Annotated in this window: 15 protein-coding genes; 2 read left to right on the forward strand and 13 right to left on the reverse strand. The window is 36.1% G+C overall.

From position 1 onward, the window contains the following. Positions 1–126: 126 nt before the first annotated feature. Positions 127–2520: a phosphoenolpyruvate synthase gene (gene ppsA, locus FC89_RS09855; RefSeq protein ID WP_057872393.1), complete on the reverse strand. Its 2394-nt coding sequence runs from the start codon at positions 2518–2520 to the stop codon at positions 127–129. A 256-nt stretch (positions 2521–2776) separates the two neighbouring features. On the opposite strand from ppsA, the gene FC89_RS09860 reads away from it, so the two are divergent. Both FC89_RS09860 and FC89_RS09865 read left to right on the forward strand, forming a co-directional pair. Further along, positions 2777–3190, forward strand: coding sequence for a phage holin family protein (locus tag FC89_RS09860; RefSeq protein ID WP_057872394.1), 414 nt, complete (start codon positions 2777–2779; stop codon positions 3188–3190). 260 nt (positions 3191–3450) lie between these two features. Then, positions 3451–4176: a hypothetical protein gene (locus tag FC89_RS09865; RefSeq protein ID WP_057872395.1), complete on the forward strand. Its 726-nt coding sequence runs from the start codon at positions 3451–3453 to the stop codon at positions 4174–4176. On the opposite strand, the gene FC89_RS12915 is transcribed toward FC89_RS09865, so the two are convergent. From FC89_RS12915 to FC89_RS09920, 12 genes are all read right to left on the reverse strand, one after another. Beyond that, positions 4163–4285, reverse strand: coding sequence for a hypothetical protein (locus tag FC89_RS12915; RefSeq protein ID WP_268872028.1), 123 nt, complete (start codon positions 4283–4285; stop codon positions 4163–4165). The two genes, FC89_RS09865 and FC89_RS12915, sit on opposite strands and share 14 nt — an antisense overlap. Next, positions 4264–4719, reverse strand: a complete 456-nt coding sequence (locus FC89_RS09870; RefSeq protein ID WP_057872396.1) for an 8-oxo-dGTP diphosphatase — start codon at positions 4717–4719, stop codon at positions 4264–4266. Before FC89_RS09870 ends, FC89_RS12915 begins: the two co-directional genes overlap by 22 nt. Before the next feature lie 57 nt (positions 4720–4776). Continuing rightward, positions 4777–5475 carry a class I SAM-dependent methyltransferase gene (locus FC89_RS09875; protein ID WP_057872397.1) on the reverse strand — a complete coding sequence of 233 codons (699 nt, stop codon included), beginning with the start codon at positions 5473–5475 and terminating at the stop codon, positions 4777–4779. A 223-nt stretch (positions 5476–5698) separates the two neighbouring features. Beyond that, entirely contained in the window at positions 5699–6283 is a 585-nt protein-coding gene (locus FC89_RS09880) for a DJ-1 family glyoxalase III (RefSeq protein WP_057872398.1), read from the reverse strand. A gap of 318 nt (positions 6284–6601) precedes the next feature. Next, positions 6602–7186, reverse strand: a complete 585-nt coding sequence (locus FC89_RS09885; RefSeq protein ID WP_057872473.1) for an NAD(P)H-dependent oxidoreductase — start codon at positions 7184–7186, stop codon at positions 6602–6604. Beyond that, a complete protein-coding gene (locus FC89_RS09890; RefSeq protein ID WP_057872399.1) occupies positions 7186–7725 on the reverse strand; it encodes a TetR/AcrR family transcriptional regulator in 540 nt (179 codons plus the stop codon). Before FC89_RS09890 ends, FC89_RS09885 begins: the two co-directional genes overlap by 1 nt. A 227-nt stretch (positions 7726–7952) precedes the next feature. After that, positions 7953–8762 carry an ABC transporter ATP-binding protein gene (locus FC89_RS09895; protein WP_057872400.1) on the reverse strand — a complete coding sequence of 270 codons (810 nt, stop codon included), beginning with the start codon at positions 8760–8762 and terminating at the stop codon, positions 7953–7955. Beyond that, on the reverse strand, positions 8755–9792 hold the full coding sequence (locus FC89_RS09900; RefSeq protein WP_057872401.1) for a FecCD family ABC transporter permease: 1038 nt from the start codon (positions 9790–9792) through the stop codon (positions 8755–8757). The genes FC89_RS09895 and FC89_RS09900 overlap by 8 nt, the downstream gene beginning before the upstream one ends. Continuing rightward, positions 9789–10787 (reverse strand): FecCD family ABC transporter permease, encoded by a 999-nt coding sequence (locus FC89_RS09905; protein ID WP_057872402.1) that lies wholly within the window; start codon positions 10785–10787, stop codon positions 9789–9791. Before FC89_RS09905 ends, FC89_RS09900 begins: the two co-directional genes overlap by 4 nt. Before the next feature lie 54 nt (positions 10788–10841). Continuing rightward, positions 10842–11867, reverse strand: a complete 1026-nt coding sequence (locus FC89_RS09910) for an ABC transporter substrate-binding protein (RefSeq protein ID WP_057872403.1) — start codon at positions 11865–11867, stop codon at positions 10842–10844. Between the two features lie 397 nt (positions 11868–12264). Next, positions 12265–13545 (reverse strand): hypothetical protein, encoded by a 1281-nt coding sequence (locus tag FC89_RS09915; protein WP_057872404.1) that lies wholly within the window; start codon positions 13543–13545, stop codon positions 12265–12267. Between the two features lie 362 nt (positions 13546–13907). Continuing rightward, positions 13908–17024, reverse strand: coding sequence for a type I restriction endonuclease subunit R (locus FC89_RS09920; RefSeq protein WP_057872405.1), 3117 nt, complete (start codon positions 17022–17024; stop codon positions 13908–13910). Between the last annotated feature and the right edge of the window lie 51 nt (positions 17025–17075).

Genomic DNA, 17075 nt, shown 5'->3' on the forward strand with positions numbered 1-17075 from the left:
AAATCATAGCATTTTCACCAATATTTGTCGAACTAATAATAGCCTAACGCTTCAAAAAATAAGCAACAAAAAAGGACCGGGCAATTTTGCCACAGTCCTTTTAAATCAACTTAATCACTTAAAATATCACCAAGTATAATCTTCTAAGTCTTGTTTACCTTTTCCAGTTGCTTTATCAAGTAACAGCCGCTGTTCAAAATGCGCAACATTATGCTTAGTAGCTTTGACCATATCTGGATTAACCGATACATAATCAATTCCACTTTGAATTAAGAATTCCGTAAAATCAGGAAATTCAGATGGTGCCTGTCCACAGATTGAAACGGTTTTACCACCTTGATGAGCTGTCTTGATCAAATGACGAATTGCTCGTTTCACAGCTAAATTACGTTCGTCAAACAAAGCCGATACTGTATCATTATTGCGATCGCAGCCCAAAAGCAACATTGTTAAATCATTCGAACCGATCGAGTAGCCATCAATAAACTGATTGAACTTATCCGCTAAAATAATATTACTTGGTATTTCAGCCATCATGTAAACTTTAAAATCAGCATTCCGCTGTAACCCACCAGCTGCCATAATCTCAGTAACTTTTTGTGCTTCTGCAACTGTCCTGACAAACGGAATCATTACGTTCAAATTTTTCAATCCAAATTCGTCACGAACCTTTTTTACAGCTGCCAATTCAAGTTTAAATGCTGCTACATATTTTGGATCATAATAACGAGATGCCCCACGCCAACCAAGCAAATCAGCCGGCTCATGTGGTTCATATTTTTCTCCACCTTTTAAGTTGCGATATTCACTAGACTTGAAATCAGAAAAACGTAAAATAACTGGTCGTGGTGCCATTGCCCGAGCAACTTTGCTGATTCCTTCAGCTAGCATATCGACAACTCTTTCTGGATGCCCTTGTTCTATCAAATAAAGCGGATGTTCATGAATATATGTTGTCCACAGAAATTCTTCTCGCATCAAGCCAATCCCGTCAGCTGGCAAGCTAGCATATTTTTCTGCCAAATCAGGATTCCCGAGATTCATCATTACACCGGTTGCAGTTGGCGCAAAGTATTCGGCGGCAGCTGTTACAGTACCTTCAGTTGCGGCTTTAGGTGCCATCAACGACTTAACATCGCCTTGATAAACAACCCCGTTTTTGGCATCGACCGTAATCGTATCACCGGTATGCAAAACATCCGTCGCTGCTGCTCCACGGCTCTTAGTTCCAACAATACATGGAATCTGCATTTCACGCGAAACGATCGCTGCATGACAAGTCATGCCACCATTATTAGTCACAATTGCCGCGGCTTTTTTCATAGCTGGAACCCAATCAGGTGAGGTCATTAAGGTTACCAAAATCTCACCTTGTTTAAATTCACCAATGTTAGACGGATCATCAATTACATGTACTTTGCCGGCTGCAACTCCAGGGCTAGCCGGTAATCCACGAGTGATCACCTTGGCGTTGGCAGGATCTGCCATTTGTTCTTCTTTTTGAGCTGTAGCTTGCTTTTTCTTTTTTTGTGACCAAACGGTTTCTGGTCGAGCTTGAACCATCCAGAGCTTATTAGTATTCTTATCTAAAGCAAATTCCATATCCATATAGCAACCATAATGGTCTTCGATCTTCTTAGCGTAACCCGCTAATTCAAGAACTTGTTCATCTGTTAGAACCGGTTTTTCAGCAATTTCAGCTGGAACCTTTTGCTCTTTAACTCCACCATCTGGTAAACGTACTAATTCAACATCTTTATTATTAATTGTCTTAGAAACAATTTTCATCGTTGCTTTATCTACTAAGAAATCATCCGGAGTCACTGTTCCTTGAACAATATACTCACCTAATCCCCAAATACCATCAATGATAACTTTAGTATCATCACCAGTAGCTACATTAACACTAAACATTATTCCTGAGGACTTTGAAAAGACCATCATTTGAACTGCTGCTGACAAAGCAACTTTTTCATGTGGGAAATTTTGTTTATGCCGATAATATGTTGCTCGATCGGTAAAAAGTGATGCGTAACATTGCTGAACTTTTTGAATTACATCTGCTTGCCCACGAACATTCAAATAAGAATCCTGCTGACCAGCAAATGATGCATCTGGCAAATCCTCAGCCGTTGCACTCGAACGAATAGCTACAAAAGGATCTGTTTGACCCATTTTCTCGGCTAATTGTTGATAGGACTGCCCAATGTTATCAGCCAAATCAGCTGGCATCGAAGCTGTTGTGATCAATTCACGAATTTTAGCACAGGCCTTATGCAACTCAGCCGAATTTTCATAATCATTAATACCTTCCAATAACGAATCAACTTTGTCATTCAACCCCGTTGCCTGCATAAAATAACGATAGGCACGGGCTGTTGTAGCAAAGCCATAAGGAACAGGGATATCTGCCAACGAAGTTAATTCACCTAATGACGATGATTTGCCACCAACTAAATTAACATCAGCTCGATGAAGTTCATCAAACCATAGAACATTTGCTTTTTCTTTTTGTTTCATAATGATTGCCTCCTTGAATAATAAGCTTCGCGGAAACGCTTTCATATTACAAGTATATTTTACTACCTTAGCTAAAATAGTCAACCTTTCCGATAATCTTTAATTATATTCTCATATAATAAACACTATCTTGAAGTAGCTTTTGAATTATTAAGATTAGCTAATTTTTACACTTTAAATTATTCTCGCGTCAATCAAATGTTGGAATAATTAGCAAATAAATCCAACTTTTATTTCTAAGAAAGGAGCAAAAATTTTGACTGCCAATCACGCTAATCTCATCTTGTTAAAATATCTGATTTCAGTTCTAGGAATATTTTTAGGCTGGTATTTAGGTGGAATGGATCATTTAATCTATGTCCTACTAACTTTTGTTAGCTTAGATTATTTGTCTGGTTTGTTCTGCGCTATCAGTCAGCACAGGTTATCCAGCAAAATCGGCTTTAACGGCATCACCAAAAAAATATTAATCTTTATCTTGATCGGTGCTGCTAATCTACTGGACAGTCTGTTGTTAAGGCATGGATCAAGCTTACGAACAGCTGCTATTTTCTTTTATCTTGCAAATGAAGGAATTTCATTATTAGAAAATGCTGGTCAGCTGGGTGTGCCAATTCCAGCTAAATTACGCATGGCCTTAACGCAATTAAACAAAAAAGATACTAATTAAAAAGTCATTTTTATGTTTTTAGCTCTTAAAATAAATTTGCTAGCAGTGAACAATTTTTTTCAATCGTAAACAGCATCGGCCAAAAAAGCCGATGCTGTTTTGCTGTTTAATCAATTGTAATCCTCAAACAATATTACGTTTTTATTTGCATTTAATGCCAGCTCTCACTAAAACATTTTTTCAGAATTCAATTTGATTTTACTTAAAATTAATTTATATAGTATAATAAATTACACATAATTTAAAAAGGAAGTAATCAAATGGGACAACAAAAGTATTCCAGTCAGCGAACACGAACGCAGCATACATATGAGTTTTTTAAAGAGCGGCAAAATGATCCCGCTTGGCGAGATGATTTTTTACGAATTCAAGCAATTCGGCGCCGTAATCGGCTACTCAAAATCGGTTTAAGTTTTCTCTTGCTACTAGCTATCTTTATTATCTTCAAAGTCAACCAGACTTCGATCACTGCTTTAATCAGTCACAAAACCAATCAAACGGCAAATCAGCTGAATAATAACTCAGCAACTGCAACTACTGCTTCAAGCACAACTGCAAATAATCAGCAAGCTTCGACTTCTACCGTCATCACCAATTATGCTCGTTATAGAGCTTATTCTGGCAATTATGAAAATTCAACTGGTTCGTATTCATTGAATTTTGCTGCGGGAACATTAACCACCAAACAACAGTTATTTCATTTTGATAAAGTTATTCTCCATCCAGATGGCAGTCTCATAATCAATGTTCATGAAAACTCTGATTATACCGGTGGACAAACACTTTATTTGAGTATTTTATTTGCTCCTGCAAATAAAAAAATTCAGCGAAATTGGCAAACTAACGCCCCGATTACTGATTCCTCTGATACGGCAATTAATCGTTTTAGTCTAGCCAAATCAAGTGATGGCGGTAAAACTTTTAATATGGCCCCAGCATATGCCGCTTTTGAACAAAATTCAACCACCATTTTCAATAAGAATTAGTTAACTTTTTTAAAATCTGACTGACATCCCCAAGCTGATCTTGACGATCAGTTTTTTGGTATGTTTGACTAATCTTCAACAATAAAATTAGTTCAATTTGCTTTGCCATTTGCCATCTTTTTGATAAAGAAATTGTTCACTTAAATCCGCCTGCAAAAACAACTCCAATAACTCAGCCATTCCAGTGGCCAACTGCAACGATAGTAATTTATTCAGTGCGACCCAATACACTTCTCCTTCTGAAGACGATTTAAGCGTTCCTGTAAAACTGTTTGTTTTGTATAACAAGACAATATATCTTGAACCATCTTCGTTGATCCAATTCTTAATCCCACATAGCTGTAATGCATCCACTGTAAGGCCAGTTTCCTCATACACTTCTCGAATAGTCGCGTCTGTCATTGATTCTCCCGCTTCAACATGACCACCGGGAAATACGACTCCTGGCCAATTAGGATTTTTTCGATTTTCAACCAACACCCTACCAGACTCATCGTAAACCAAGCACATATTGGTTAATGTTGTCTTAACACTGCGATCCATCAGCTTACCTCTTTTGTTTGATTTTATCTTTTCATTATAGTCTTTAAAAAAATAATATTAAAAACGATGCGGTTTGCTTGCCGTTAGAACTTTAGTTGCTAAACAGGCATACATTCCATTAATTCCAGAATTGCGAACCACTATTTTTTCTGCGCCCAATTTGGTCAGCACCTTTTGATACTCGCCAACATGTTCAATATCAATCACGGCCAGTTTCCCACCGGCTTTTAAGACCCGATATGCTTCATGGATAGCTGTTTGGCGTTTGAAAGCTGGTTTAACATTATGGATCGACAGACTTGCTACCACATAATCAAAACTGTTGTTTGCAAAGGGCAGCTTGGTCATATCCGCAGTCAGTAATTCACTAACTGCCGTCAAATGTTGCTCACTAATAACTTTTTTAGTATTTTCAAATGAATTATTAGCTTGATCTTGCTTATTCCAAATATCAATTCCAGTAATTTTCCCTGGTCGCTGCAATCTTTTAGCTATCTCCACCAGAAATGCACCGTGTCCAGTTCCTAAATCAAGGACCTGGGCATCACTTTTAATATTTAGTTCATTAACAACTGAGCTGATTATGCGATACTTACCAAATAATGAGGTATGCAAATAAATTGCCGCTAAGCTTAAGAATATTACTGGAACGATAAAATTCGTTACCGTTCCGGTTTTTACCGCTGAGAACAGACTTGCTAATCCAAAAAAGATAAATGCTAATGGAACTAAGGGAGCGTCGATTGATTTTTTCATTTTTTCTCCTAAATAATTTGTTTTTTAAACACTGGCAATGCTTGTACCCAACTCAATATGAGTTTCGATTAATTAAGCATAACATTTACTTTGCTTTTCTAAAATGACATTTTAATATTTAAACTGATTATTTTGGTAAATAAAAGAATCCTTTCTGCCAAGTAATCGGCAAAGAGGATTTCTAAATATTAAAACTATCTGATTAGCAGCTTGTGAATCGTGCTTAAAGACTTTCTTTAATGTTGTCAGCTAAATAATCGTAAAGCATCGTATGTTTCAGTTCTTTAGTATCGACGCCCAGTGTTTCAGCAATTGCATACGCAAATGCCCAAGCAGTAGCCGGACCGCGACTAGTTAAGACCTTGTGTTTTTGATCAGTAACAGTAATATTTTCTTTAAAATTCCCGGTTGGTGCATCTTTTTTAGTTTCTCGATCAAGACCAGGAAAAACGGTATAATCTGCATCAGCTAAGACACCGTAACGTGCCAAAGCACGGGGAGCAGCACACATTGCAGCATCCCATTTGCCTATTTCATGGCGTTTAACCATTAAATCACGCAGCTTTTGATTATCCCGCAAGTTGGCAGAACCTGTCATCCCACCAGGAAAAGCAACCAAATCATAATCCAGCAGACTATCATCGACCACTTTGTCACAGGTTAGCTTAATCTGATGATCACCCATAACATCTTGGCTGGTCAATCCAACCATATCAGTTTGAATGTTTAACCGCCGTAAAACATCAACTACACTGAGACCTTCAACTTCTTCACAGCCGTCAGCAAAGACAACAGCAACTTTTGCCATCAAAAAAACTTCCTTTCCAGTAAGTAGTATCTCTTTGCACACTATATTAATTTTCTCGAGTTTGCCTGTTAAAAAATTCATCAAACATAAATCATCTGGGGATCCTACTAATTGTAACTTATTTACTATTATTCTAGCACATCCCAAGCCCTTAGCGAATATTTCAAATTATGGCTCATACTTGAACACTTCAACAAATAATGTTAATTATATTCTTACGCTTGATTTTACTAATATCTCTTTCAAATTGCTTATTTGGGAAAAGAATTCCAATCTCCCTTTACCTATAAACTACTTCTCATATATCGTTCTTTCCCATTATTTAAATTCCTGCTGTTCTATTTTTCTTAAATATTGTTTTCTGCTATCATCAGGAGAGCTCGAAATCATTCCCAAGTTTTGCCAGTAGCACTTTTTAAATCCGAGTTGCTTCAATGTTCGATCAATAAAAATTTTCTTAATAGCATTCCCATTAAAAAAACGAATATAAAATGTTGGTGATGCCGATGTAGTCAATACATAGCAATGTTTTACATTTGTCAGTCTTCCATGCACTCCTAATTTAGTAACTGTATGGGAGCGGTCCATTCCTTCTTTCATTACCTTATCAATAAAACCTTTTAACATTCCTGGAATACTGTTCCACCAAATCGGAGTAACAATGATTACCGTTTTAGCTTTTTTTAGTAAAGCCAAGTACCTTTCAACTAACGGATCAACCGTAGCCCCAGTATGATATAAAGACAATTCTGTTTTTGAATAAACTGGATCAAATTTTTCCGCATATAAATCGATTATCTGATAATCAACTTTATTACCGGTGAGATTTTTCTGAATGGCTTTAAGGACCGCATGATTAAAACTTTTCTCGTAGGGGTGACAATAAATAATTAAAACTGTCATCATTTATCACCTCTTGTAAACTCTTTTAACGTTATTTTAACCAGCTGTGGATCATACTGCGTAATTTGATTGCTAATTAGTAAAGCATACCCTTGAATGAATGACCAAATTTGATTAAAAAAATGCTGATCCTTGAGTTGACCGGGATTGACTTCATGAACTAAATTCTGAATTAATTTAAAAAATGCAAAATTATCATTTCCAGTTTGGTAAAAATTAGTAAGGCTCGGATTAAAAAAAAGGAAATTCATCATTTGCGGCTGAGTTTGAAACATTCTGCAAAATTGCTGAGCAATTTGCAGTAATTGATCAAATGGTAATTGAGTTTGATCAACTTTTAACTCAGCCGCTACTTCCTTGGACAATTCAATTGAAACTCTGTAAAACAAAGCCGACTTGTTCTCAAAATATTTGTAAAAGGCACCTGTTGTTAGATTAAGTTCCTTGGCTATTTTCCTTAACGAAATACTATTATAATTACCGGATCTAATTTTTAAGATCGTCTGATCAATTATCCTCTGCGCTGTCTTGTTTGCCATATTGCTTTTCTCCTTTTCAGATAACACTGTTATTTAAATTGGCAATATCATCATAACACCGTTATCTAAAAATACAAAGCAATTTTTATAAAAAAAACCGTCATACGACGATTTTCATCAATTATATATTTTATACAAATCCAACCGGCAATGCTTGCAAATCTTAAATAAAACAAGTATCTTATAATATTTACAGAAGCTGCACTGTTAATCAAATAAGCTTTCGTTTACTGAATCCGTTCAGAGTGAACGGAACTTTTAGGAATTATCAATGGTCGATTATAAATTGGATCCGTAATAATCTCGCTTTCAAGCTGGAAAATTCTTTTAAGATTCTTTTTTGTTATGACTTCGCTTGCTGAGCCGGTAGTGATTATTCGCCCCTTTTTCATTGCAAATAAATAATCAGCATAGCGCGCAGCCAAATTTAATTCATGTAAAACTATAACGATAGTCGTGCCTTCACGTTCATTCAGCTCTTTTAATAAATCCAATATTTCAAGCTGAAATGGTATATCCAGATAAGTCGTGGGCTCATCAAGAAAAACAATCTCAGTATGCTGAGCTAAAATCGTTGCCAACCACGCCCTTTGTCTTTGACCACCCGACAAATCAGCGACTTTTCGGTTTGCTAATGGCACCATTTGTGTTTTCTTCAATGCCCATTCAACTTGCTGATGATCTTCGGCCGATAAAGGTTGAAAAAAGGAACGATAGGGGTAACGTCCACGACAAACCAAATCGTAAACCGTCAAGTCTTCAGGAGCTGACAACATCTGCGGTAAAATACTGATTAATTTAGCAATATCCTTAGAATTATAACTACTAAGTTGATTACCATTTAAATAGACCGTGCCTTCTTTTAGTGGGATCAATCTCGTCAAAGCTCTAATTAGTGTCGATTTGCCACAACCGTTTGGCCCGATTAAAACACTAATTTTATTAGCTGGAATCTGAATGGTAAGCTGATCAATAACTGTTCTTTTTCCATAGCCAATCCGCAAATTTTCTGCAGTCAGCTGCGCTGCTTTAATCATTTACAATTTCTCCCTTTGCATAATTAATTAAGGTCACTAACAAAACTGGAGCACCCACGATTCCCGTCAACACACCCACCGGTAAGCGGACTGGAAAAACGTTTTGACCGATCCAATCAGCGCCTAAAACTAATATCGCGCCAACCAACGCTGCTGGTAAAAAATTAGCAGCTGTTTTCCCAAAATACCTATCTGTAATCGGACCAACTAAAAAACAAATAAATGCAATCGGTCCGGTAATCGCAGTTGCCAAAGCGGTATAGATAATTGAAATCAAATACAAAATTACTTTTATGCGGTTGACATCTACTCCCAAACTCTGCGCTATTTCATCACCTAACATAATCTGTTCAAAATCGCGCTGCAAGAAAGCAAGTACTGGAGAAAAAATCAAAAAAACAATAAGCAAAACCAGTAGCTGGTTTGTTTCGATTTGATTTAAACTACCGCTTAACCACTGTAATAATGTTGACAAATCAGATGGATCAGCCTTAATCATCATATAAGAAATCAAAGCATCTGCCATTGCTTGGATTCCAATTCCGATTAAAATAAAACGATTTTGCAGAATATGATCTCCATCTTTTGCTAACCCAAAAGCAATGATGACCGTTAGCAAACTGCCTACCACGGCAGCCGCTGACATAAATAAATGGGATGCTTCGAAAAACAAAAACACTGCCATTGCGGCCACACTGGAAACTGAAGTCATTCCTAAAACGTTAGGATTCGCTAAGGGATTATGCAGCAACTTTTGGAAAATATACCCACCAATGCCAAAGCTCATCCCTACAAGCAATCCACCAAAAACTCTCGGAAAACGAAGTGAAAATAAAATAAACTTCGTGCTGGAAGAGCCTTCACCGCTAAAAGTACTGAAAATTTCCGACCAGCTTAACTTTACATCACCATACTTAATTGACACTACTAGCAGCAAAATCAGCAGCAACAGCAAAAAAATAGTTTTATTAAAATGTCTGGTATAGTTTTTGAAATTAGCTACATACCACTTAGCAAATCTTTTCCTCAATGTTGTTCACCTTTTCTTGCTAAATAAATTAAAGTCGGTGCACCTATCAAGGCAGTCATTACACCAACATTAATTTCACCTGGAGCTCCCAAGATCCTGCCAATTGTATCCGCTAAAGGCAATAAAATAGCTCCGAAAAGCGGACTGAACAAAATTAATTCAAAATAAGATGAACCAACCACCAACCGAGCTAAATGAGTTGCTAGTAAACCAATAAATCCTATTGGGCCGGCAAAAGCGGTAGCAAACGCACATAAAATCACCCCAACAAGTGAACTGGCAATGCGGATCACCCTCGGGTTAGCTCCTAAACTAACTGAAAAGCTTTCACCCAAAGCCAATGCATTCAAGGCGGGTGTTAAATTAAGTGAAATCAGCAGCCCAAGCAAAAATACAATTGCCAAAATAATGGTCGTTTGTTTGGAAGCTGATCCCAAACTGCCAAGCTGCCAGTAACGAAATTGATCAGCTGCATATTGATCCAATAACATCAGGATGGTCACACCTGATGAAAATAAGACACTAACACTCATGCCACTCAATATGAAAAAAATTGGACTGGCTTGGCGACCGGCACTGGTAACAATCAACAAAACTCCTCCAAATGCAACCAAAGAGCCTAGAAGTGAAAAGAGAATATATTCTTTTAAACTATGGATCTGAAAAAAGGTCAATCCACAAACAATGAAAAAAGCTGCTCCGTTATTAACGCCTAAGATACTTGGATCTGCTAAAGGATTCCGCGTAACTGCCTGCATTAGGACCCCGGAAATACCCAAGACACCACCACAAAGAACCCCAAACAGAGTTCGAATAATTCTTTTTAAAACAATACTTTGATTTAAAGTCTGGAAAGATCCTTGTTCTAAGGTTTTCGCTACCATGCTTAAATTTATCGACTTAGAACCAAAAAATACTGAAAAAACGGTAATAACAATTAAAACAATTAGGCTGGTTATGCCAATTAATGCATATTTCTTCTTTACACCTATCATCTAGTTCCACCATTCTTCGCCAAACCATTGATACTTCTTATTTGTTTTAAACTATCAATTTACTTTATCAGCGGCTTGGGCGAGTATCTTCAAGTAATCATTAAGTGTATATTCGATTGACAATGGTGTCGGCGTGCCGGCCGCAACCAATGGAGTATTGCTGGCAATAAATGCTACTGATCCACGTTTAATAGCCGGAACTTTAGATAATACCGGATCTTTCTTTAAAGTATTCAGCAAATTTTTATTACCATAACCAACAATAATATCTGCATGGTCTAACACTGAAGCATTTTCTGAACTAAATTCGGCTGAATAATTGTTTTTATTTTTGATTGCAGCTTTCAAAGACTTAGGATAATTTAACCCAAATTCGCTTAACAACGAAGGTCTCGGATCGATCGGTGTATAAACCTGAAATTTTGATAAGTCTTTTTCAGAAAAATTGACCCCTGCTACTGTCTTATTTTTCAACTGCGGATAACTTTTGACTTTAGTATTAATCTTCGTTTCAACTTTTTTAATCAGTTTTTTACCTTGCTTCTTCATCCCCATACCTTCTGAATCCAATAATACCTGTTGCCGCCAAGTTGTTGTCCAAGCTGATTTGGGATAAGCTACGACTGGTGCAATTTTTGATAACTTCTTGTAGTCTTCCTTCGTAATTCCTGAATAAGCCGCTAAAATAACATCTGGTTTCGCGGCCGCTATTGCTTCAAAATCAAGACCATCAGTATCTTGAAAAACATTCGGATTTTTTTTACCAAGCTCGTTCAACTTTTTCTTTGTCCAAGGAAGCAGCCCACTATTATCTTGAACACCAAAATTAGCAGCTGAAAAGCCTGCCGGTACAACTCCCAACGCCAAAGCAACATCTTGGTTTCCCCATTGAATAGTGACAACTCGTTTGGGTTTTTGCTTGATCTCTGTTTGTCCAAACGCATTTTTTATCTTAATTGGATATTCTTTCGAACTAGTTGAACTTTCTGTCGAAGAAGTTTTAGCTCCGCAACCTGCCAATCCCACCGCTAATGCAAAAAAAACTATAACCCCGATAACCCCAAAACCACTTTTTTTCATGCTTTCACCTCATATAATTACCTTATTATTCATGTAATTATAGCCTAATTGATAATGATTCTCAATACCATAATTGATTATTGGTAAAACTCACTGCGATTTTTTAGTAGAATTCAATTTAAGTTGATTTTGTCGTTAAAAAAATGTACCTTCGTTCGAGACTTGTTCGAACAAAGGTACACTTTTAATTATTTACAAATCTTTTTCTTTAATATTTGCTACCAATAGGAATATCTCCCGGCTAGTACTAATTTGAGAACTATGCTGTACACAACTGAACAATGCAATTGGTAGCTTTTGGTTGTTCCTCTTTAAGATAGAAATAACATTTTCTCTAGATCAACACAACGAAGCCGGAAAACTCACTTTACTAATATAAATTATCTTCTCTAATTTCTTATGCCTCATTTTTATCAGCAGGCACATAATATAATTTGCCATTTTTTGATATTAACTCTACATCTTTAGCATACAAATTTGTTGTATCTTGGCAAAGTGTTTTTTTCTGCCTTAAAGTCTGTTCCCTTATCATACTTACAGTTCTTTTGGGAATCGTTTTGAACCTCCAGTCGTCCTTAATTAATCCTGGAAGAAAATGAGTGACTTCATCAAATCCTCCTCTTTTTCTTCTTACTTCATCTATATCAATTTTTAACTTTTTAGTTGTACTTTGATGCCAACGAATAAGTTTTTCTTGCGTTTCTTCAACCTGATGCGTATATACTGATAATAATGCTCCACATTGTTCTCTAGAAACTGTACCCAAATGTAATGTATATCGCAACTCAGAAATTTTATAAAGAACTTCTAATAAATTATTTTGATACGTATACCAGCTTTGAGCTTTTTCTAGTTGTTTTTCATACTGATCATAATCAAGGTTATCATTCTTTGCAAAATTGGCTAAAGATAAATTTGCTTGTCCTAAAAGTTGAGTGCACTTTTCTTCGAGGTTATCAAGTTGAGCAATTTTGGACAAACGCAACTCATCATTTTTAAGTATTTCAGCCTGAAAATTTGCAATTTCCTTTACGTGAGAAGCCAACGAAAACACACTACTACGATACTCATTGTCTTGAAAATTCGATATTTGTTCAATTTTATTGTTTATGCTATCTAATTCATTATTAATTTGAGTCATGTAGTACTGCCCTACAATCATTGACGCAAGCCCCATAGCAGCAGTTCCCGAATTAGCAGCTACAGAACCCTTTTTCGCTTTAACAGCCACAAAATTAGCATGACCTTTTACACCATCTTTATCACGATAAAAGCCTCTGACAGCACCTTTCATTACTTTTGATTTCACTAATTCTTCTCCAGCAGGAATAACTGCACGATATAGAACCTCATTTCCTGATTGAGCAGCTGACAATGCATTATTTACTGCATTACCAGTTTGAATAAGATTAGGTATGAGATTATTAATATGTGTCAGAACATTATTATCCGTTATTTTAACAAGTTTTTTTTCGTCCATCATAGTTGCTGTCGGTAGCGTTTCCACTTTAATATTTAGATCATTCATATTCTCTGCAATCTTTTTTTTATCTTTATTCTTTCCTCTTATCAAATTATTAACATCCACATATCTATTATTCGATTTACTCTTTAAAACTATTAATACTATAGCAATTATCATAAAAAGAATAAAAAAAGCCACTACTATGATTTTCATTCACCCAACATCTCCTATCGTGTTCATAGCAAACTTCATATTAGAATAATTTGTAAGTTAATTATACATATTAGGTTGCAAAAATTAATCAGATTTATGAACAACAAACAATACTAAAAATTTAAACTATCAACGTAATTACATAGCACAGCAATTTTATCCGATTTAGATATTAGCTCTGTTCGATTTTTTTACCTGCTTACGTGGAAACTGGTATAAATTATGGACAACTTTTGGTATACACTCCATTTCAACATGCATTGATTTACAAAAGCATTGATGGAAACTGTGCCAGCGAATTTTTTCATTAATAACAGCATTTTAACATCACTATTAATATGTAGAAAACATCAAAATCTTTATTAATCATTGGTAGCCATCAATTCAGCTTGCTCTACAACAGTATCAACAGCTTGCGGTGCAATGTCAGGTGGATATCCATATTTTCTCAGCAAATGTTTTACAGCTACTCTCATCTTGGCCTGAATATTACGCCGTTTTTCCCAGTCAACACCCGCTTCTTCTTTTACCAATTTGACAAGTTCTTGAGCAATTAAATGAAGCTTCTCTTCCCCCAATACTTCAACAGCCTTTTTATGGTCCGCCAGCGCATCATAGAAAGCTATTTCTTCTTGACTAAGCCCTAGATCCTTACCCTTTTTTTGTTCAGCATTAATCTTTTTAGCCATCTCAATCAATTTTCGAATAACAATCTCACTGGTAATCCCGCGCTTATTATATTCATCAATTGACTTTTTAAGCATATCCTCAAACTTACCTGAAGTTACCTTATTAGTTTTCACCATTGCTTTGATTTTACCTTTCAATAGCTTCTCTAACAGAGTAATAGCTACGTCTTTTTCGGGCATGTCATTAATCTTTTGTAGAAATGCATCCGAAATCAAATCAATGCTTTGTCGCTCAATCCCTAACTCATCATAAATATCAATATTCGGTTCAGAAACAATCGATTGATCTAGCAACTGTTGCATCTGATATTTAACATCATTATGTTTTTCAGTGCCAGATGTAGTACCTGGCTGCTTTAATTTCATAATAAACACTTTAACAGTCTTAAAGAATGCAATTTCTTTACCATATACTTGAGCTTCCGGCTGGGTAGAAGTTAAAGCATATGCTTTTTGTAATTCAGTAACAATATCTAAAAACTTCTTTTGGGTTTCGTCATCTTCATGCAGAATTTCATTAGCTACTCGACGAGTGACTTTCAATCTTGTCGTTCCATCTTCGGAATCAAATTCTGAATAATCTACACCATATAGGAAATCATTAGTAATGATATCGTACTTTTCCTTTAATAATGCGAGGGCTTTCTTCATATTAATTCCCACTTGTCCTTGATCCTCAGTTGAATAGACATTCAAAGCCGTTTTTAGGTTCTCAGCGATTCCGATATAGTCAACAATTAAAGCACTATCTTTATCTTTAAAGACACGATTAACTCGAGCAATTGCTTGAATTAAATTATGGCCCTTCATCGGCTTATCAATGTACATAGTATTCATTGAAGGAACATCAAATCCTGTTAACCACATATCAACAACAATAACAATTTGTAGCTCATCATCGTTATCTTTCATACGCTTTTGAAGAATTCTACGATTAGCTTTGCTAGTTTGAAACTTAGCCATTTCTGGACCATCTGCAGCTGAAGAAGTCATAACGACCTTAATTTTGCCTTTATTTAGATCATCACTATCCCAATCTGGTCGTAATTTAATAATCTCGTTATATAAGCGTACTGCGTTGCGTCGAGACATTTCAACAATCATTGATTTACCAAAGGTTTCTTTTTGCCTGGCCTCAAAATGATGAACAAAGTGCTTGGCGATACTCTGTAAACGAGGCCTTGCTCCAGCTAAAGCTTCTAATCGAGAGAATTCACGATTACGTCGTGCATTCTCCTCAATGCTTGGATCATCATCTAGATCAGCTTCTCTTAGTAGTTTTTGATACTTAGCTAGAGCATCTTTCTTTAATTTCAAAGGAAATACGTGACTCTCGTAATAAATTTTTACCGTAGCATGATCGTTTACGGCTTGGGTAATGTCATAAACATCAATATAGTTTCCGAATACTGCAACAGTTGACTTATCAGCCGTTGATATTGGTGTACCAGTAAAACCTATAAAAGCTGCATTAGGTAATGCACCTCGTAAGTACTTAGCAAATCCATAGCGAAGGCCATTATTGGTAAGCTTAGCCTTTAATCCATATTGACTCCGATGGGCTTCATCGGCAATTACAATCACATCACTACGATTCGTTAACACCGGCATCTCCATTTCACCTTGTTCAAAATTAGGTGAGAATTTTTGAATTGTAGAGAAAACAATCCCCCCAGCCTGCTTATCCATAAATTTACGTAACTCTTCGCGTGACTCAGCGTGTTCAGGACTCTGACGCAAAAATTCATGGGCAGAAGCAAAAGTGTCAAAAAGTTGATCATCAAGGTCATTACGATCATTAATCACTAACATTGTCGGATTATTAAGTTTACGAGCTACTATACTAGCAAAAAATACCATCGACAAACTTTTTCCAGATCCAGTTGTATGCCAAACAACTCCAATTCGTTTGTCGTTTGGATCAGCAATAGTTTTGCTTGCTGCTTTTACAGCCTTATTAACCATGTAGTACTGATGGTAAGCAGCTAAAATCTTAATAATGTTATCTCCATCAGTTTCAAAGATAATGAAGTTTTCAATTAAATTAAGCAAATCCTGAGGTTTTAGCATATGCTTAATCATTGTTACTAACTCAAGATTATCATCCTCAGGAATATCCTTAGGTGCACGCCAACGCATAAATCTATCAAAACCTGCAGTTAATGATCCCGCTCGTGAATTGATACCATCCGAAATAATCAGGATTTCATTATATTTAAGATATTCAGGTATTTCGGCTTTATATGTCTGCAACTGATGATACCCATTATTAATACTGACATTAGGATTACTGGCATCCTTAAATTCAAATGTAACAACGGGTAATCCATTCACAAATAAAGTTGCATCCGGCCTGCGTTCCCGGGTTCCCTTAAAAGTAAATTGATTGGTAGCAATAAACTCATTATTTTCAACATGTTTAAAATCAATTGGATATAAAACCTCGGTTCTATCTTCACCTCTAATAGAAGTTTTGACTCTGACTCCTTCAATTAATAATTTGTGAAAATAGTGATTGTTGACCATCATATCTGGATTATCTGCTAAACGTGTCAACTGTCGAAAAGCTTCTTTGTAAATTTCGTCTGGGTATCCCGGATTAAGCTTAACCAAAGCAGATTTCACCTTATTGGGAAGAATAGCTACTGCGTGGTCATTATTTCTCATTGCATCTATTTCTTGATTAGGAGAAGCTGGGCTAAAACTTTGATAAATATCAAAACCTACTTCTTTTAGAGTATCCAAAGCAAGATTTTCGACGTCTGATTCTAGTAAATACCCTTTTGACATGATGTATCGTTCCTTTCTGTGGTTTAGTTAAGATAAATGATAATTTAGTTG

The organism is Liquorilactobacillus ghanensis DSM 18630 (assembly GCF_001435235.1).
In the GTDB taxonomy this organism is placed as follows: Bacteria; Bacillota; Bacilli; order Lactobacillales; family Lactobacillaceae; genus Liquorilactobacillus; species Liquorilactobacillus ghanensis.